Origin of the sequence: Pandoraea sp. NPDC090278 (assembly GCF_044772185.1) — a bacterium.
GTDB lineage: Bacteria > Pseudomonadota > Gammaproteobacteria > Burkholderiales > Burkholderiaceae > Pandoraea.
Genome location: NZ_JBIVYJ010000001.1, coordinates 512,047 through 531,034 on the forward strand (window position 1 = coordinate 512,047; position 18,988 = coordinate 531,034).

At 62.6% G+C, this 18,988-nt stretch carries 15 protein-coding genes and 1 other RNA gene; 11 read left to right on the forward strand and 5 right to left on the reverse strand.

From position 1 onward, the window contains the following. The first annotated feature begins 45 nt into the window (after window positions 1-45). Window positions 46-1,296: an MFS transporter gene (locus ACIQWO_RS02210; RefSeq protein ID WP_402818633.1), complete on the forward strand. Its 1,251-nt coding sequence runs from the start codon at window positions 46-48 to the stop codon at window positions 1,294-1,296. Between the two features lie 115 nt (window positions 1,297-1,411). Here the strand turns inward: ACIQWO_RS02210 and ACIQWO_RS02215 are convergent, their stop codons facing one another. Then, on the reverse strand, window positions 1,412-2,308 hold the full coding sequence (locus tag ACIQWO_RS02215; protein ID WP_402818636.1) for an aspartyl/asparaginyl beta-hydroxylase domain-containing protein: 897 nt from the start codon (window positions 2,306-2,308) through the stop codon (window positions 1,412-1,414). 237 nt (window positions 2,309-2,545) lie between these two features. On the opposite strand from ACIQWO_RS02215, the gene ACIQWO_RS02220 reads away from it, so the two are divergent. From ACIQWO_RS02220 to ACIQWO_RS02240, 5 genes are all read left to right on the forward strand, one after another. Beyond that, window positions 2,546-4,618: an extracellular solute-binding protein gene (locus ACIQWO_RS02220; protein WP_402818639.1), complete on the forward strand. Its 2,073-nt coding sequence runs from the start codon at window positions 2,546-2,548 to the stop codon at window positions 4,616-4,618. 2 nt (window positions 4,619-4,620) lie between these two features. Next, entirely contained in the window at window positions 4,621-5,676 is a 1,056-nt protein-coding gene (locus ACIQWO_RS02225) for a microcin C ABC transporter permease YejB (protein WP_046291582.1), read from the forward strand. Window position 5,677: 1 nt separating this feature from the next. After that, complete coding sequence (locus ACIQWO_RS02230) at window positions 5,678-6,772, forward strand: ABC transporter permease (RefSeq protein ID WP_402818643.1); 1,095 nt, start codon at window positions 5,678-5,680, stop codon at window positions 6,770-6,772. Next, window positions 6,769-8,364, forward strand: coding sequence for an ABC transporter ATP-binding protein (locus ACIQWO_RS02235; protein ID WP_402818646.1), 1,596 nt, complete (start codon window positions 6,769-6,771; stop codon window positions 8,362-8,364). Before ACIQWO_RS02230 ends, ACIQWO_RS02235 begins: the two co-directional genes overlap by 4 nt. A 322-nt stretch (window positions 8,365-8,686) precedes the next feature. After that, the gene (locus tag ACIQWO_RS02240; protein WP_402818649.1) at window positions 8,687-9,388 is read left to right on the forward strand and encodes a C40 family peptidase; all 702 of its coding nucleotides are present in this window, start codon (window positions 8,687-8,689) and stop codon (window positions 9,386-9,388) included. 101 nt (window positions 9,389-9,489) lie between these two features. Here the strand turns inward: ACIQWO_RS02240 and ACIQWO_RS02245 are convergent, their stop codons facing one another. Then, window positions 9,490-10,506, reverse strand: a complete 1,017-nt coding sequence (locus tag ACIQWO_RS02245; RefSeq protein WP_402818652.1) for a patatin-like phospholipase family protein — start codon at window positions 10,504-10,506, stop codon at window positions 9,490-9,492. A 374-nt stretch (window positions 10,507-10,880) separates the two neighbouring features. Here ACIQWO_RS02245 and ACIQWO_RS02250 point away from each other — a divergent pair, with 374 nt between their 5' ends. Then, the gene (locus ACIQWO_RS02250; RefSeq protein WP_402818655.1) at window positions 10,881-11,936 is read left to right on the forward strand and encodes an extracellular solute-binding protein; all 1,056 of its coding nucleotides are present in this window, start codon (window positions 10,881-10,883) and stop codon (window positions 11,934-11,936) included. Between the two features lie 139 nt (window positions 11,937-12,075). On the opposite strand, the gene ACIQWO_RS02255 is transcribed toward ACIQWO_RS02250, so the two are convergent. The 3 genes from ACIQWO_RS02255 to trxA form a co-directional block, all read right to left on the reverse strand. Further along, entirely contained in the window at window positions 12,076-13,107 is a 1,032-nt protein-coding gene (locus tag ACIQWO_RS02255; protein ID WP_402818658.1) for a hypothetical protein, read from the reverse strand. 238 nt (window positions 13,108-13,345) lie between these two features. Further along, window positions 13,346-14,608 carry a transcription termination factor Rho gene (rho, locus tag ACIQWO_RS02260; protein WP_039399112.1) on the reverse strand — a complete coding sequence of 421 codons (1,263 nt, stop codon included), beginning with the start codon at window positions 14,606-14,608 and terminating at the stop codon, window positions 13,346-13,348. A gap of 187 nt (window positions 14,609-14,795) precedes the next feature. After that, a complete protein-coding gene (gene trxA / locus ACIQWO_RS02265) occupies window positions 14,796-15,122 on the reverse strand; it encodes a thioredoxin TrxA (RefSeq protein ID WP_039399110.1) in 327 nt (108 codons plus the stop codon). 302 nt (window positions 15,123-15,424) lie between these two features. On the opposite strand from trxA, the gene ffs reads away from it, so the two are divergent. From ffs to recR, 4 genes are all read left to right on the forward strand, one after another. Further along, window positions 15,425-15,523, forward strand: an RNA gene (gene ffs / locus ACIQWO_RS02270) — signal recognition particle sRNA small type. A gap of 312 nt (window positions 15,524-15,835) precedes the next feature. Further along, a complete protein-coding gene (dnaX, locus tag ACIQWO_RS02275; RefSeq protein WP_402818663.1) occupies window positions 15,836-17,773 on the forward strand; it encodes a DNA polymerase III subunit gamma/tau in 1,938 nt (645 codons plus the stop codon). 148 nt (window positions 17,774-17,921) lie between these two features. Next, on the forward strand, window positions 17,922-18,248 hold the full coding sequence (locus ACIQWO_RS02280) for a YbaB/EbfC family nucleoid-associated protein (RefSeq protein ID WP_150738606.1): 327 nt from the start codon (window positions 17,922-17,924) through the stop codon (window positions 18,246-18,248). A 34-nt stretch (window positions 18,249-18,282) separates the two neighbouring features. Then, window positions 18,283-18,885: a recombination mediator RecR gene (recR, locus tag ACIQWO_RS02285; RefSeq protein WP_039399107.1), complete on the forward strand. Its 603-nt coding sequence runs from the start codon at window positions 18,283-18,285 to the stop codon at window positions 18,883-18,885. The last annotated feature ends 103 nt before the right edge of the window (window positions 18,886-18,988 follow it).

Below are 18,988 nucleotides of genomic sequence, written 5' to 3' on the forward strand. Positions count from 1 at the left end.
GTGCCGACGTCACGAGCGTGGGTTGCACAAAGGAGCCTTTACGAGGTGTCTCACTCTGTAAGTCCGCTTTCCCCCAGGTCCCCCGTCTCGCGATTCTGGTTCCCCTTCTCGCTGGTGCTCTTCGAGTTCGCGGTCTACATCTCGAACGACATGATCATGCCCGGCATGCCGCTCGTTACGCGCGAGTTCGGCGCGTCTGCGGAAATGACCACGCTGGCGCTGACCGCCGCCATGCTCGGCAACGCAAGTCTGCAATGGCTGCTCGGTCCGCTCGCCGACCGCTTCGGTCGCCGTCGTGTGCTGCTCTCCGGCCTCACCATGTTCATCGTCGCGTGTCTGGCGGTGCATTACGTGCAGACGATGCCGCAGTTCATTGCGCTGCGCTTCCTGCAAGGCATGGGCTGCTGCTTCGTGCTGACGGTGGGGTATCCGACGGTGCATGAGGCGTTCGAAGAGAAGACCGCTGTGCGTGTGATGGCGCTCATGGCGAACGTGTCGCTGCTCTCGCCGCTGTTCGGGCCGCTCGCCGGTGCCGCTGTCGTGTCGTTCTGGCCGTGGCGCAGCATCTTTTGGCTCATCGCCATTGTCGCGGTGTTCTCGTTCGTCGGGTTGTATCGCACGATGCCCGAGCTGTCGCGTCACGATCGGAATGCGCTGAACGCAAAGCAGTTGTGGGCGGGCTATAAGCTGCCGCTGTCCAGTGGACGATTCTGGCGCGGCGCGGTGCTCACGGGGCTGGCGGTGACGCCGTTGCTCTCCTGGATCGCGCTAGGCCCGGTGTTCCTGATCGAGCGTGCCGGGCTGTCGCAGATGCAGTACGCCATGCTGCAAGTGCCGGTGTTCGCGGCGCTGATTCTCGGCAACGTGCTACTCGCGCGTCAGGTGGGGCGCTGGTCGAACGGGCGTCTGCTGGCGACAGGCGTGGCGGCCATGCTGATCGGAGCAGCGGTGTCGCTCATCGGTACGGCCATCCTGGCACCGGGCTATCCGGCGTTGCTCATCGGCACGACGCTGCACGCGTTCGGTATGGGTATGTGCTACGGCGTGGTGTATCGCCAGTCGCTGTTCGCTGTCGATAGTCCCAATCGGGCGACGGTCGCAGGCATGCTCAGCATGATCACCATCGTCGTTGCCGTAGCCGTGATCGAAGCGGTGAAGTTCGCCTACCTGCATTTCGGCGATGCCGCGCTTGGCATCGGTGCGATGCTGGCGGCGGCGCTTGTTGCGGTGCTCGCGGCGAATTTCGTTCCGCCGCCTGCGCAGGACGTGCTCGCGCAGCCCGCGCGAAAGGCGTGAGGCTCAGGTAATGCCGACGTAGCACGACGGTTTCATTCGTCGCAATGAAAAACGCCAGCGAAGACGATTCGCTGGCGTTTTTTATGGGCGACGGATTTGTCGTTAAGGCTTGCGATCAGCCATGCGCGCGTTCGTCGGCCACCGTTTCTGCATGCGTGTCCGTCGCTGCGCCGCTCTGGGTCGGCGCGTTGGCGGATGGCGCACTCGATGGCGGCACGGCCGTCGATGTTGACGTCGGTGCCGCTGGCGCGGGCGTCGCGTAGTAGTCGCGCTCCCACTTCTCGTGATTGGTCTTGGCCTGCTGCAACTCCGGCGTGAGCGGGGCAAACGATAGCAGCAGTTTGTTGAGCCACGAGACGGGCGCTTTGCAAGGACGCTCGAAGTCGACGAACAGCACCACGCGCGTCTCGTCGGTGTCGTTATGCACCTGATGCTCGTAGGCGTCGTCGAAGATCACAGCGCGATTCGCTTGCCAGACATAGCGTTGTCCGTCGACCTCGATCCAGCACTTCTCGCGCTCGCGCGGCACTTTCAAAGCCAGATGCAGCCGCAGCACGCCGTTATACGGGCCGCGATGCAGCGGAATCTTCTTGCCTGGCGACAGGATCGAGAAGAAGGCCGTGCGAAGGCCGGGAATGCCATCGAGTGCGGCGGCCGTCGCCGGGCAGCGGGCGAGGTTGCGCTCGGCACGCATGCCGTAGCCGAGGAAGACGAACGTCTGCCATTGATGGTCTTGCGTGATGGTGGCGACGTCGGGAGAGATCTCGTGGAACGCGGGCAGACGTCCTGGTGTGGCGAGTACGGCTTCGAGTTCGCGGGCGATGGCCGGTGCCTGTGCCTCGATCGCTTCGACCCAGGGGAACTGGGCGTTATCGAAGATGGGCTTGTCGCCAACCAGCGAGTGACGGGCAATACTGCGTTGCGCCGCTTCCACACACTGAAAGAAAAATTTGGCGAGCCAGCGGGGCAGGGTACGGTTGGGGTTCTGCACGGGCGATCGTGTGGCACTCAACGTCGGCCTCCAGGGCGGAAATGAGGGAACCGGGCCGGCGAACCTGTGTCTTTCAGTGCGGTGAACGCCGGGCTTTTGGGTACAATTGTCGCGCGGTCCGGCCGTGACGCCAAGCCTCATGCGGGAAATGTGCGTGAGGGAGTGGTTACGGGATGTTTCGGGCGGACCGAAGGGGTGGGGCTGGATGCGTCCGGACCCCGGGGCAGGCTGGCGCTGGCCGACCAACACAGGAGACGCATGAACGCGCGCACAACACGGCATCCACACACGACGCGGGGCTCGCTCCGCAGTTTCGTGACCTCTCTGGCGTCATCGATTCTCCCGACGCCGCGCGCCGATCTCGCTGTCTCTTCCGTTCGTGCCGTACGCTTCGGTTTCCGGCGCATTTCTCGAGTACTGACGGTGTCGCGCACTGCGCCCGTCGCGGCGGCACTGGTTGCCGGTCTGCTGGCGACGTCCGCGGCGCACGCGAAATACGCCATCGCCCAGTACGGCGAGCCGAAGTATCCGCAGGGGTTCACGCACTTCGATTACGTCAATCCCGATGCGCCGCGCGGCGGCACGTTGACGCTCGCGAACCCCGACCGTCGCACCAGCTTCGATAAGTTCAATCCGTTCACGTTGCGCGGCACGTCAGCGCCCGGCGTGTCCGGTCTCATGTTCGAGACGCTCGGCATCGGCAGCGCCGACGAGCCCGCGACGGTCTACGGTCTGCTTGCCGATGACATCGCCGTCGCGCCCGACGGCGCCTCCGTCACGTTCCACCTCAACCCGGCGGCGCGCTTCAACAACGGCGACCCGGTCACGGCGCAGGACGTCAAATATTCCTTCGATACGCTGATGAGTCCGCAGTCGGCCCCCGGCTTCAAGGTGATGCTGGCCGATGTGAAGAGCGTGAGCGTGCTCGACAACCGTCGTGTGCGGTTCGACTTCAAACGCGTGAGCCCCGATCTGCCGTTGCTCGTGGCGTCGGTGCCGGTCTTCTCGCCCAAGTGGATCGTGGGGGCGGACGGCAAGAAGAAGGCGTTCGATGCGCTGACCTTCGAGCGTCCGGTGGCGAGTGGCCCCTATCTGATCGAATCGTACGACGGCGGGCGTCGCATCACCTTCCGGCGCGATCCGAAGTACTGGGGTAACGACCTGCCGGTGCGACGCGGCACGTACAACTTCGAGCGCATCGTCTACAAGCTGTACTCCGACGACATCGTGCGGCTCGAAGGCTTCAAGGCGGGTGAGTTCGACGCAATCACCGAATACCGTGCCCGCAGTTGGGTGCGCAGTTACGTCGGCAAGCGCTTCAAGGATGGTGAACTGATCAAGCGCGAGTTCTCGCATCACAACGCGGCGGGCATGCAAGGCTTCATTGTGAACACGCGCCGCGACTTGTTCAAAGATGTGCGCGTGCGAAAGGCGCTTGATCTCGCGCTCGACTATCAGTGGTTGAACCGTCAACTGTTCTACAACCAGTATCAGCGTATCTACAGCTACTTCACGAACAGCGACCTCGCCGCGCGCGGTATGCCCAGCGAGGCGGAGTTGAAGCTGCTCGAACCGCTGCGCAAGAAGCTCGACCCTGCCGTGTTCGGGCCGATGGTCGTGCAACCGACGACGACGCCTCCCGCGAGCCTGCGCGACAACCTGCGCGAGGCGCGCGAACTGCTGGCGCAGGCGGGCTGGACGTATCGCGACGGCGCACTGCGTAACGCGAAGGGCGAACCGTTCGTTTTCGAGTTTCTCGACGATGGTGGGGCGATGGGACCGGTGGCGTCGGCGTATGCCCGCAATCTCGCGAAGCTCGGCATCACACTCAACTTCCGTCAGAGCGATTTCGCGCTCTATCAAAAGCGCATCGAGACATTCGACTTCGACATGATCTCGCTGCGCTATCCCGACTCGCAGATCCCCGGCACCGAACTGCTCGACCGTTTCGGCAGCCAATCGGCGAACGTGGATGGGTCGGATAACGTGATCGGCCTGAAGGATCCTGCGGTCGATTCGCTGCTTGGTAGCCTCGTGCGTGCGCACTCCTACGACGATCTCGTCGCCGCTGCGCGTGCGCTCGACCGGGTGCTGATGCACGGTTATTACATCGTGCCGCACTGGTTCTCGTCGACGCATCGCATGGCGTACAAACGCAATCTGCAATTCCCTGAAAAATTGCCTTTGTACTTCACCGCCGAAGGCTGGCTCGTGGCGATGTGGTGGGACGGTGGCGAGAAGGGGGCGAAGGGTGAACCGCAAGGCACGCCCGCCCCGGCAACTTCAGCAGATTCAGCAGCCTCAGCAGCTTCGCAAGGAGTGACCCGTTAATCATGTGGTCCTACATTCTCAAACGACTGCTGATCATGATTCCGACGTTGCTCGGCGTGATTACGCTGACCTTCGCGGTGATTCAATTCGTGCCCGGCGGCCCCGTCGAGCAGGTGATGCTCGAACTCAAAGGGCGTGGCGGCGGTGGTGAGGCGAGTGGTGGCGGAGGCGGCAGCGACTATCGGGGACGTCGTGGCATCGACGCCCAGCAACTCGCCCAGATCAAAGCACTTTACGGCTTCGACAAGACGCCGATGGAGCGCTACTGGCTCATGCTCAAACGCTTCGCGCGCTTCGATCTCGGGCAGAGCTATTTCCATCATCAGAGCGTGTGGTCGCTGATCGTCTCGAAGCTGCCAGTGTCGATTTCGCTGGGGCTATGGACGTTCTTCCTCACTTACCTGATATCGGTGCCGTTGGGTATCGCCAAGGCGGTGCGCAACGGGTCTCGCTTCGACACGCTCACGAGTCTGGTGGTGCTGGTGGGCTATGCCATCCCGGGCTTCGTGCTCGGCGTGTTGTTGCTGGTGTTGTTTGGCGGCGGCACCTTCTGGCAACTGTTCCCGTTGCGCGAACTCGTCTCGGACAACTGGAGCGATCTGTCGTGGCCAGCGAAGATCATGGACTATCTGTGGCACATCACGTTGCCGGTGACGGCGTCCGTGGTCGGTAGTTTTGCCGTCATCACCATGCTGACGAAAAACGCATTCCTCGACGAAATCCGTCGTCAGTACGTGCTGACGGCGCGCGCCAAAGGGTTGTCCGAACGCAAGGTGTTGTTCAAGCACGTGTTCCGCAATGCGCTGATTCCGCTCATCACCGGCTTTCCGGCGGCGTTCATTGGCGCGTTCTTTGCGGGCAGTCTGCTGATCGAGACGCTGTTCTCGCTCGACGGGCTCGGCCGTCTGTCGTACGAATCGGTGCAGCGCCGCGACTATCCGGTCGTGCTCGGTTCGCTGTATCTGTTCACGCTCATCGGGCTGGTGACCAAGCTCATCTCCGACCTCTGCTACGTGCTGGTCGATCCGCGTATTCAATTCGATCGAGTGGAGCACTGACGTGACCCGATCCGCCACGCCATCGCAACGCCCGACGTCCTTTGCCGCATCGCGCTCGCCACGCTGGCGTGTCTGGCGGCGCTTTCGCAGCCATCGGCTCGGTTACTGGAGCCTCGTCGCTTTCGTCGTGTTGTTTGGCATCAGCCTGTTTGCGGAGGTCATTGCCAACGACAAACCATGGGTCGTGCGCTATGAAGGGCAGTGGTACTTCCCGCTGGTGAAGACGTACCCCGAAGCGACCTTCGGCGGTGACTTCCCGACGCCGACGGACTATCTCGATCCTTTCATCGAAGACCGTATTCGCGCGGGCGAAAACTTCGCGATCTATCCGCCGGTGCGCTACAGCTACGACACCATCAACTACTTTGCGAAGGTGCCGAACCCGGCACCGCCGTCGTCGGAGAACTGGCTGGGGACGGACGACCGAGGTCGTGACGTCTTTGCGCGGCTGCTTTACGGCTTCCGCCTGTCGGTGATCTTTGCGTTAGCGCTCACCGTCTCGGGCACGCTGCTCGGCATGCTCGCGGGTGCGGTGCAGGGCTTTTACGGCGGACGCATCGACCTCACCTTGCAGCGGCTGATCGAAATCTGGGGATCGTTGCCCGAGCTGTATCTGCTCATCATCTTCGCGTCGATCTTCGAGCCGCATTTGTGGTTGTTGTTCGTGCTGCTGTCGCTGTTCGGCTGGATCGGCCTGTCCGACTACGTGCGGGCCGAATTCCTGCGTAACCGTCAACTGGATTACGTGCGCGCGGCGCGGGCGATGGGGCTGTCGAACTGGCAGATCATTCGACGTCACGTGTTGCCCAACAGCATGACGCCCGTCATCACGTTCCTGCCGTTCCGTATGAGCGGGGCGATTCTGGCGCTCACCAGTCTGGACTTCCTCGGGCTCGGTGTGCCGCCGCCGACACCGAGTCTTGGCGAGCTGCTCAATCAAGGCAAGGCGAACCTCGACGCCTGGTGGATTTCGCTGGCGACGTTCGTCGTGCTCGTGCTCACGTTGTTGTTGCTCACGTTCATGGGAGACGCCTTGCGTAATGCGCTCGACACGCGTGTCGCGGACAAGCAGGCCGCGGCCGGGGGGGCGATGTGAACGCGCCGCTCCTCAGTATCGAAAACCTCTCGGTGCGCTTCGGCGACACCGAAGCCGTCAAGGATGTGAGCCTTGCCATCGAGCGCGGCGAGCGGGTCGCGCTCGTCGGCGAATCGGGCTCGGGCAAGAGCGTGACGGCGCTCGCCATTCTGCGTCTGTTGCAGGACGCGCAGATTCAGGGGCGCATTCTGCTCGACGGCGTGGATCTCGCCTCGGTGAGCGAGCGCGAAATGCGCGGGCTGCGCGGCAACGACGTCGCCATGATCTTCCAGGAGCCGATGACGGCGCTCAACCCGCTCTATCCGATCGGTGAGCAGATTGCCGAGGCGCTGGAGCTGCACGAAGGGCTGTCCAAGAAGGACGCCAAGTCGCGCGCCATCGAACTGCTGCGCCGCACGGGCATTCCCGAGCCGGAGCGTCGCGTGTCGCATTTCCCGCATGAGCTGTCGGGCGGCCAGCGTCAGCGTGCCATGATCGCGATGGCGCTTGCCTGCCGTCCCAAGCTGTTGCTGGCGGACGAGCCGACCACGGCGCTCGACGTCACCATCCGCGCGCAGATCATCGAATTGCTGCTCGAGTTGCAGCGCGACGCCGCCGAGAAGCGCGGTATGGCAGTGCTGCTCATCACGCACGATCTGAATCTGGTGCGACGCTTCGCGCAGCGCGTGGCGGTGATGGAGAAGGGCGTGCTGGTCGAGTGCGCCGACACCGAGACGCTATTCACGAATCCGCAGCATCCGTACACGCGCAAGCTCATCGACAGCCGTCCGCAGCGGGAGATTCATCCGGTGCTTCCGATTGCGCCGGTGTTGCTCGAAGGGCGGGGCGTGACCGTCGACTATGCGACGGCGCAGCCGGGCGTACGCGGCTGGTTCCGGCGCGGTCGCTTCCGGGCCGTGCATCCGGTCGATTTGTCGCTGCGTCAGGGCGAGACGCTCGGGGTGGTCGGTGAGTCGGGTTCGGGCAAGACGACGCTGGCGATGGCCATGCTCGGTCTTCAGCACACGAGCGCGGGGCAAGTCGAGTTTCAGGGCGAACCGCTTGCGTCGTATCGCGGCACGAAGCAGCGCACCTTGCGCTCACGCATGCAGATCGTGTTTCAGGATCCGTTCGGCTCGTTGTCGCCGCGCATGACGATCGAGGAAATCGTGGGCGAGGGGTTGGCGTTACACCGCCCGCAGATGAGCGAGGACGAGCGGCGGACCAAAGTGGCGGAAACGTTGCGCGAGGTCGGCATCGACGCGCGTGCCATGTCGCGTTACCCGCATGAGTTTTCCGGTGGTCAACGGCAACGGATTGCCATTGCCCGGGCGCTCATCGTCGATCCACAAATTCTCGTGCTCGATGAGCCGACGAGCGCGCTCGACGTGTCGATTCAGCAGCAGGTGCTCCATCTGCTGGCCCAATTGCAGATCAAGTACAACCTGAGTTACCTCTTCATCAGCCACGATCTGGCGGTCATGCGGGCGATGGCACACCGGGTTCTGGTGTTCAAGGACGGGCATCTGGTGGAGCAGGGCGATACGGAATCGGTATTTTTTGATCCGCAGAACGCCTACACCCGGGAACTGGTCGCGGCGGCCATGCTGTAGGTCCGTGACATTGCCGTGAAACGTCATATAACGTCGCAGAACATCGGCTAAATTGCAAACGCTTGATTGTTAATGAAAATTTCCTGATTGCGCTGATTGTTTTTTTCTATTACCTTTTGACATCATGTGACGTTCACATTACTATCGCGTACCAATTAAGTTGATTATTCAACGAGTTAACCGGTCTCGTCAGAGGTCGGTTAAGACAACAAGTTCGGCGGTGGGTCAGCCGGGCGTGACTCGAAGGTTTTCAACACAGCAGCATCCTGTTGCAACTGACGAGCTACTCATCGGCCATCCGACTCAACCAACCCGGCGACCAATGCAGACGAAACCTCCGCGCACCCGCAAGACACTCCTTCTCGCGTTCACTGCCGCTGGCCTCGTCACCGCCTCGTTGACGGCGAAGGCTGACGACTACAACAATGGCCCGACCGCCGCAGCCCGCGCTGCCGCAGCGGCCATTCAAGCCAGCAACGCTTCCCCGAACACCGCAAACGTCACCACTGTGTCCGCCGACGCCGCTCAGCCGGTCGTCGAAGAGTCGCGTGTGCAACGTGCGCAGAAGCTGCTGTCGAATGTGACTGACAAGGCGTCGGACGTCGTACTTGGCGCGCTGAACTACATCGGCGTTCGTTACAAGTACGGTGGCAACACGCCGGACAGCGGTCTGGATTGCAGCGGCTTCGTGCGCTACGTGTTCCAGGACACGCTCAATTTCATGCTGCCGCGCCGCTCGGAAGAAATGAGCCAGGTGGGCGAGCGCATTGCCAAGACCGATCTGAAGCCGGGCGATCTGGTGTTCTTCAATACCATGCGTCGTAGCTTCTCCCACGTCGGTATCTATATTGGCGGCGACAAGTTCGTGCACGCCCCGGCAACGGGCGGCAAGATCCGCGTGGAAGACCTGCGCGAATCGTACTGGTCGGCTCGCTACAACGGCGCTCGCCGTGTCGAGACGCTCAAGGCCAGCGCCGAACTCACGCGCGTCGAGCAGCTCTTCAAGAACGACCACCCGATGTAAGTCGTCGATCCCCGCGAACAGTGCGGGGTTCGATGCAGAAAAAATGCCGCCCATTGGGCGGCATTTTTGTTTGGGGCGAGGGGCGTGTGCGGCGTACCGGCTTAGCGTGATGCCTGCGGCATGCCTTTAGGCGCTTCCGACTGGGCGTCGGCCAGTTTGCGCTGGATCTCCGGCCACATCTTGGCGACGGCTTCCTCGCCCGCCAGAATCGCGCGGTTGCGCCCCTGGAAGTCCGAGGCGCCCATCTTCGCCAGCGACGGACGAATGACGATGTCCGCATTCTTCTCCAGCTCGTACTGCTTGATCGACTGTCCCATGATCGTGAACGTCTGCATCAGGATGTCGAACTGGCCTTGTGTAGCTTGCGCCGTCGGATTGGGCGAGATGTCGACGGCAATGACAAAGTCCGCCCCCATCTGACGCGCATATTCCGCGGGCACCGGTGCGACCAGACCGCCGTCGACGTAATCGCGATTGCCGATATGCACCGGCTCGAACACGCCCGGCACGCTGCTCGATGCGCGCACGGCCTGCCCAGTGTTACCGCGACGGAACAGAATCGGTGCGCCGCTCTGCAAGTCGGTGGCGACGATGCCCAACTGACGCGGCATCTGCTCGATCGTGCGGTCCTTGAGCACCTTGTTGACGTACGACTGAAGCGCCTCGCCGCGCAACATGCCACGCGAGCGGAACGGCATCGTCCAGTCGCTGATCGAGGCCTCGTCCATCGTCGATGCCAGACGGTTCAACTGGAAGCCGTTCAGGCCCGAGGCGTACATCGCCCCCACGACGCTCCCGGCGCTGGTGCCGACGACGATGTCGGCATGAATGCCACGGGCTTCGAGCGCCTTGATGACGCCGACGTGCGCGAAGCCGCGCGCGGCACCGCCGCCGAGCGCCAGACCGATCTTCAGCGGACGGATGATCTTGGGCGGGGTGATGGGCGTGACGGGTGTCGTCGGCGTCTGGGCGACCGGCGGGACCGTAGTCGGCGCCGAGGCCGACGGGCCTTGCGAATTCATCGGAGGTGCGCTGGCGCACCCGGCGATCAGGGCGGCCACGGCGAGCGCGGCGAACGGGGTGCGTGCGCGACGCAGATTTGGGATCAACGACAACAAGGGGAAACTCCGGCAGGGCAGGACAGACGCTCGCGGCACCTTGAATCGTTGTGATGGGGTGGCCGGTGCGTCGACGCGCAATTTTACGGCGATTGGAGCGTTGAAGACACTCATCAGTTCACTTTTCGAGGGTGTCATCAATGGAAGGTGACCTGACGCGGAACCTTTGGCGCGGTGCCTCGTCTTATCTGCCGTTACCTGCGTGGTTTCGCTCCATCCCTCATCGCCGTTCGGCATCTTTCCTCCCTCTCTCGATTTTTCCGTCCCCGATAGTGAATATGTGAATAAACGCGAATGGGAATCATTTGCGTTAATAATGATTTTTCATTATCCTGTTCCTCTCTGTAAAACCATGACTGCGAGGGGAATAGCCCATGAAGGCGAAGACGATCGGCAAACTGGCGCGACTGACGGTGCTCGGCACCACGATGGCCGCGGCATTCGGCGCGCAAGCGGACACCCAAGGCGTGTTGAATCTGTACTCGGCACGTCACTACCAGACCGACGAGCAGCTTTACGGCACATTCACCAAGCAGACCGGCATCAAGATCAATCGTATCGAGGCGGACGACGCGGCGCTGCTGGAGCGCCTGAAGAGCGAAGGGGCGAAGAGCCCGGCGGACGTCATCCTCATGGTCGACGCGGCACGTCTGGCGAAGGCGGACGAAGCCGGGCTGTTCCAGTCGACCAAGTCGGCTACGCTCGATGCGCGTATTCCGGCCAAGCTGCACGCCGCGAGTTCGAAGGCAGGCACCGACTGGTACGGTTTCTCCACGCGTGCGCGCGTGATCGTCTACAACAAGGACAAGGTCGATCCGAAGACGGTGCAGACGTACGCGTCGCTGGCCGATCCGTCCCACAAGGGACAAGTCTGCACGCGCTCGGGATCGCACCCGTACATGCTCTCGCTGGTCGGCGCGCTGGTCGCGCGTGAAGGCGCTCAGGCGACGCAGAAGTGGGCGGAAGGCATGGTGGCGAACTTCGCTCGCGCGCCGCGCGGTGGTGACACCGATCAGATCAAGGCCGTGGCGACGGGCGAGTGCGGCGTAGCGCTCGCCAACTCCTATTACTACGTGCGCATGGCGCGCTCGGACAAGCCGGAAGACAAGGCGCTGATGTCGAAGGTCGGTTTCATCTGGCCGGATCAGGCGGGCAAGGGCACGCACGTGAACGTGGCGGGGGCGGGCATTGCCAAGCACGCACCGAATCATGCGAATGCGGTCAAGTTCCTCGAATATCTGGCGAGCGACGAAGCGCAGCAATACTTCGCCAACGGCAACAACGAATGGCCGGCCGTGCCGACGACCAAGGTCGACAACGCGGCGCTCGCCGCCCTCGGCGAGTTCAAGGCGGAAGACGTGCCCATCGGCACGATCGCCAAGAATCTGCCGGAAGCGCAGCGCATTCTGGATCGTGCCGGCTATAAGTGATGAAGTGATGGGAAGGGCGTCGTGAAGTGACGACGTCCTGAAAAAAACGGGCGCCGGAGAGATTCCGGCGCCCGTTTTCGTTTGGGGTGTCGCTCGCTCATGACGTCGATCGTGCGATGCCCGATGACGTCATGTCGGCTCACTCTTCGAGCAAGTCGCCTTCTTCGCCCGGCTGATACATGTGGTAATCGCCGGTGGCGTAGACGCCCTTGTAGGCCGTCGACGAGGCGGCTTCGGCATCCTCGGCGTCATCGGTCTCGATGGGGTGCGTCTCGGCAATGCGAAGCGACTCGCGCACCTGCGGCGGCTCGCATTCGGCGATCAGACGCAGCGCCTCGGTTTCGTCGTCCGCCACGACGTCGTAGGTAGTCACGAACTCAGGGGCGGGGCCATCCGGATCTTCGTCTTCCAGCGGCTCGTACCATTGGCCTTCCACAATCAGATGCATCGCGCGGGCGGTGTCCGACTGTTCGTTGCGCGCGGCGCGCAGGGCCCACAGGGCGGCGTCGCTCCACTTGTAGAGTTGCACAGCTTCCAGCGCGGTCGAGAGCGCCTTGTCGTGGTCGCCGGACTGCTTGTACGCGTGCGAGAGCTCGGCCAGCACGTCGGCCATCGAGACATTGCTGCCTTCTTCGCCGTGCTCCTGCGTGCGCAGCGCTTCGTACGTGGCGATGGCCGCCTTTGGCTCGCCCTGAGCGTTGAACAGGTGCATGCGAAGTGCAATCGCGTTCTCGATGAAAGCGCGTCCGGTTTGCGCCAGATGCGGGCTTTCGAGCGTACGGTCGAGGCGCGTTTGTGCGGCTGCGAAATCGCCCTGACGGGTGAGCGCGTTGGCGTGATTGAAGTCGACGATGACGAGGTCTTCGTCCGGCGCGCAATTACCTGCGGCCTCGTAGGCTTCGATGGCGGCGGGGAAGCGTCCGAGATCGGAGCGATAGTTGCCGAGCAACTGCCAGAGCAGCCAGACGCCAGGTGCGTGGGCGACACCGGCTTCGAGTACCGTCACGGCCTGTTCCATTTCGTCCATGTCGGCGTAGGCCATGGCCTGCACCTCATAGGCGCCCGAGTACTGCATCGACTCAAGCCGTTTGCCGATCTCCAGGGCCGTTTCGGGGTCTCCGGCTTCCAGGTGGGCGAAGGCTTCCGCCATCAATTCGTCTTTCTCGGACATTGCAATTTCTCCTTCGGGAACCGCTTTGGGGGAAGGCGTACCGGCAGCGAGCGCGCGGTATCGTCCCATCATATAACAGGCATCGTGACAGCCAGCATCGTCGCAGCGCGGGGCAATGCGTGGGTGGCACGGTGGGGTGTTCGGGGCAGGGGAGGCACGCGCCGTAGCGGTGCAATGAAAAAGCCGCGACGGGGTGTCGCGGCTTTTTTCGTGATGCGCGGGAGAGGGATCGTAACGATCAGCCGCCGCGGCGCATCAGGTCGAAGAACTCGGCGTTGTTCTTCGTCTGCTTGATCTTGCCAAGCAGGAATTCCATTGCTTCGGCTTCGTCCATATCGTAGATGAGCTTGCGCAGCACCCAGATCTTTTGCAGGATTTCCGGCTTGATCAGCAACTCTTCGCGACGCGTACCCGACTTGTTCAGGTTGATCGACGGATAGACGCGCTTTTCCGCCAGGCGACGCTCAAGGTGCACTTCCATGTTGCCCGTGCCCTTGAATTCTTCGTAGATCACGTCGTCCATGCGGCTGCCGGTTTCGATCAGCGCCGTGGCGATGATCGTGAGCGAGCCACCTTCTTCGACGTTACGCGCCGCACCGAAGAAGCGCTTCGGGCGTTGCAGGGCGTTGGCGTCCACACCGCCGGTCAGCACCTTGCCCGATGCCGGGATCACGGTGTTGTAGGCGCGGGCCAGACGCGTGATCGAGTCCAGCAGAATCACCACGTCTTCTTTCATTTCGATCAGGCGCTTGGCCTTCTCGATGACCATTTCAGCGACCTGGACGTGACGCGTGGCCGGTTCGTCGAACGTCGACGCGATCACTTCGCCGCGCACCGAGCGCTGCATTTCCGTCACTTCTTCCGGGCGCTCGTCGATCAGCAGCACGAAGAGCTTGGCTTCCGGGTGGTTGGCCGTGATCGCGTGGGCGATGTGCTGGAGCATCACGGTCTTACCGGACTTCGGTGAAGCGACGAGCAGACCACGCTGGCCCTTACCGATGGGGGCGATCATGTCGATGATGCGGCCCGTCACGTTCTCTTCACCACGAATGTCGCGCTCGAGCAGCAGCGGCTTGTTCGGGTGCAGCGGCGTGAGGTTCTCGAACATGATCTTATGTTTCGAGGCCTCGGGCGGGTGACCGTTGACTTTGTCGACCTTCACCAGCGCGAAATAACGCTCGCCGTCTTTCGGCGTACGCACTTCCCCTTCGATCGTGTCGCCGGTATGCAGGTTGAAGCGGCGGATCTGCGACGGGCTGATGTAGATATCGTCCGTGCTGGCCAGATACGACGTCTCGGGCGAGCGCAGGAAACCGAAGCCGTCCGGCAGCACTTCGAGCGTACCGTCGCCAAAGATGGTTTCGCCGGACTTTGCGCGCTTCTTAAGAATGGCGAACATCAGCTCCTGCTTGCGAAGGCGGTTGGCGTTCTCGATTTCGAGACCGTTCGCCATTTCTAGCAGCTCGGAGACGTGCTGGGACTTTAGTTCGGATAAATGCATACGGAGGTGCCGTCCGCTGGACGACAAGTGAATGATCAGGGAAAAGTGAGCGAACGCTCGAAGAACTTTGGGGTGCTTTTGGGCGGATTATATAGCAAGCAGCGTCAGGCGCAAGCACTGAGCCACTTGGCCCGTACCGGGGTGTCGCACTGTGGCGACAAAGGCCCCGGCACTTGCCGTCGACGTTTTACAGATTGCCGTCGAGGAACGAGGTCAGTTGCGACTTCGACAGGGCGCCGACCTTCTGAGCGGCGACAGCGCCGTTCTTGAACAGAATCAGCGTCGGGATGCCGCGAATGCCGAACTTGGCCGGCACGCCCTGGTGCTCGTCCACGTTGATCTTGGCGATCTGCACCTTGTCGCCGTATTCCTTCGACACTTCGTCGAGGATCGGGGCGATCATCTTGCAGGGGCCGCACCATTCTGCCCAAAAGTCGAGCAGCACCGGCTTGTCGGATTTCAAAACGTCCGCGTCGAAGCTGGCGTCGGTGATGTGCTTGATAGTTTCGCTCATGAGTATTGTTGCCTCGTCTGACTATTCGGAAACGTCCGATGAAAATGGCGCCATACGCCGTTTGTTTTCACCGACGCTGGAGATGTCACCCAGCTTTCGCGGGCGTGCATTCTCCATATGGAGGCTGCAATCGCGGGCTTCAATAGCGTTCGCCAATGCAGTTTGTGCTCATCTTAGCGGAAATTGCCGAGGCTTGCGCGCGCTGCTCCCGCACGCGGCGACGCGCCCGCGAGCGCTTGTCGTCCCACTTTCTTGCGCGTTGGGCTTCTGTTGACGCGTCGACTCTGATAGAATCTCTCCCTGACGGGCCTCCTCGCATGGTGGCGCGGCCAATCTGGTCAGGTCGGGAACGAAGCAGCCACAGCCGTTTTCTACCAGTGCCGAGGGTCAGGCTCGTCACCTACCTCCTTGTTTTACCGATGTTCCTCGCGCGTTCTGCGCACTCTCGATTCCCCTTGAAGCCTCGTCGCGTTGCCCTCATTGTCGATGGACGGGATGCGTTCGTCGTCGGTATGTGCCATGTCGCTTGCGATGGCGGCGCGCATCTTGTCCCGCGTCTCGCGTGGTCTCGACGGGCTTGGTAGAATCGCCCAACATTTTTTTCTATCGCATCGATAGCCTGCCGAATCTGGCGGGGAAATCGTGCTCGATCGACGTCCGATCGGGCGTTGACATCGGTGCTGAAGCCCAACGCCGAACTGTTACAATTTGGCATGACCTATCAAGTACTCGCGCGCAAATGGCGCCCCAAAGGCTTCTCGACCCTGGTGGGCCAGGAGCATGTCGTGCGTGCGTTGACGCACGCGCTCGAGCAACAGCGCCTGCATCACGCCTATCTGTTTACCGGCACGCGCGGCGTCGGCAAGACGACGCTTTCGCGCATTCTGGCCAAGGCGCTCAATTGCGAGACGGGGATTACGGCGGAACCTTGCGGCGTTTGTAAGGCGTGCAAGGCCATCGACGAAGGGCGCTTCGTCGATTACGTCGAAATGGATGCGGCCTCGAACCGTGGCGTCGACGAAATGACGTCGCTGCTCGAAAAGGCGGTCTATGCACCGGCGGACGCGCGCTTCAAGGTCTACATGATCGACGAAGTGCACATGCTCACCGGGCACGCCTTCAACGCGATGCTCAAGACGCTCGAAGAGCCGCCTGCGCACGTCAAATTCATTCTCGCGACGACCGATCCCCAGAAGATTCCGGTCACCGTGCTTTCCCGTTGTCTGCAATTCAATCTGAAGCAGATGCCGGCAGGGCACATCGTGTCGCACCTCACGAACATCCTCGGCGAAGAAGGGATCGAGAACGAACCGCAGGCGTTGCGTCTGCTCGCCAAAGCGGCGGGCGGCAGCATGCGCGATGCGCTATCGCTCACCGATCAGGCCATCGCCTACGCTGCCGGACCGCTCACCGAGACGGCCGTGCGCGGTATGCTCGGTGCAATCGACCAGAGCGTGTTGGTGCGTTTGCTGGACGCGCTCAAAGACGAGTCGCGCACCGATCTGCTCGCGATTGCCGACGAAATGGCCGAGCGCAGTTTCTCGTTCGCGTCGGGGCTGCAGGATCTCGGCAGCCTGCTCCACAAGATCGCGCTGGCGCAATATGCCCCGCAGGCCGTGTCCGACGACTGGCCCGAAGCGGCGGACGTGCGACGTCTGGCCGAAGCGCTGTCGCTTGAAGCGGTTCAGCTCTATTACCAGATCGCCACGCGCGCGCGTGGCGAACTCGGTCTGGCACCCGACGAATACACCGGTTTCTCGATGGCGCTGTTGCGCATGGCGGCGTTCACGCCGCTGCTCGCGGGCGGCACGCTCGCCGAGCCGCCGACGCCACAGGCTGCAGGCGCTGCGCGAGCGATGCCTGCCAGCGCGTCCGCCGCGCCAGCACCTTCGCGTGCCCCGATGGGCGGCGATCCGGTACCGCGCGCATCGGCTGCGCCGTCCGCACCAGCAGCCGCATCGGCGGCACCGGCAGCACAACCGGAAGCGCGCCGAGCCCCGGCCGCACGCAGTAGCGCACCGACCGACGGTGCCCCGATGTCGCCTGCACGTGCCGCGCTCGCTGCGCTGAACGCGGGACGTAAGGGCACGGCAGGGCGCACCGGCGGTGCAACCAACGCCAATCGCGCTGGCACGGCGAGGGCGTCGGACGAAGCACCGGCCGGTGCCGATCCGGAGCCCGAGCCTGCCGCATCTGCGGAGGCGTCAGCCGCAGCACCCACACCGGCGGCAGCACCGCGCGCCTGCGTCTATCGCGAAGCCGACGGCGTCGCCCCGGTCTTTACGGGCGAATGGCCGGCACTGGCCGCAGAGATCCCGGCACGGGGTCTCGCACAGCAATTGGCCTTCCAGAGCGAGCTGACGGAAGTGGCGGGGCGCGCCTTGCACTTGCGCGTGCCGCTGCGCCAATTGGCGGACGCGGCGACCACCGACAAACTGCGTCAGGTGCTTTCGGAGCACTTCGGCGGCGACGTGCAATTGCACGTCGAACTGGGGCAGGTCGGCACGACGGCCGCCTCGTTGGCTGCGGAAGCGGCAGCAGCGCGTCAACGGGCCGCCGAACAGGCGATTGCCGACGATCCGCTCATGCGAGAACTGATCGAGGAATTCGACGCTCAGATCCTTCCGGGAAGCATTCGCCCGGTACAATAAGCAAGTTCGCTTTCGGAAATGGGCGACGGGTTTTCGAATCCTTCTCCCTAAACGCGCGTTTGGTGTCTTCCTGTCGACGCGACAGGCCATGAACGCGTTGCGTGAAAGCCCCCAACAGGCACCCCACACGATTTACTCAGGAGTCAAGATGCTGAAAGGAAACATCGCGGGTCTGATGAAACAGGCTCAGCAAATGCAGGAAAACATGAAGAAGGCGCAAGAGCAACTGGCTCAGATCGAAGTTGAGGGTCAGTCGGGTGCGGGTCTGGTGAAGATCGTGATGACCTGTGCGAACGAAGCGCGTCGCGTGACCATCGATCCGAGCCTGCTGGCCGACGACAAAGACATGCTGGAAGACCTCGTGACGGCGGCGATCAACGACGCCACGCGCAAGGCTAAAGCAACGGCTGAAGAAAAGATGGGTGGCCTGACCGCCGGTCTGCCGCTGCCGCCGGGCTTCAAGATGCCGTTCTGAGCCTGACCGGTCAGCTTCCATAGAAAGACGACGCATGCCCCAGCTCCAGCTCTCGAGCCTTCAGGAACTTGTCGACGCCTTGCGCGCGTTGCCGGGTGTCGGCCCGAAGTCCGCCCAACGTATCGCCTACCATCTGCTGCAACGTGACCGCAAAGGCGCGGTGCGGCTGGGCGAGGCGCTGGTGCATGCCTCCGAGCAGATCCGCCATTGCGCGCGCTGCAACACCTTCACCGAGGTGGAAATCTGCGAGACGTGTCTCGATCCCGAGCGCGACACAAGCCTGCTGTGCGTGGTGGAAACGCCCGCCGATCAGAACATGCTTGAGCAGACGATGACCTTCAAGGGTCTGTATTTCGTCCTGATGGGCCATCTGTCGCCGCTCGACGGCGTGGGGCCGGGCGAGATCCATTTCGAGCAACTGATTCGCCGCGCCACCGACGGCGTGGTGAAAGAAGTGGTGCTGGCCACCAACTTCACCAACGAAGGCGAAGCCACCGCCCATTACATTGGACAGACGCTCAAGGCGCGCGGTTTGCGCGTCAGCCGACTCGCGCGAGGCGTGCCGGTCGGGGGCGAACTGGAGTATGTAGACGCCGGGACAATCGCCCGAGCCGTCCTCGACAGACATACGCTCTGAGCATGACGCGGACGTGACGCCGTCCGCCTTTGCGCGTAGGTACTCGTACTCTCATCCAATCGGATTAGCTGTTATTCGCTATATCTGCGCATATCCCCGTCCT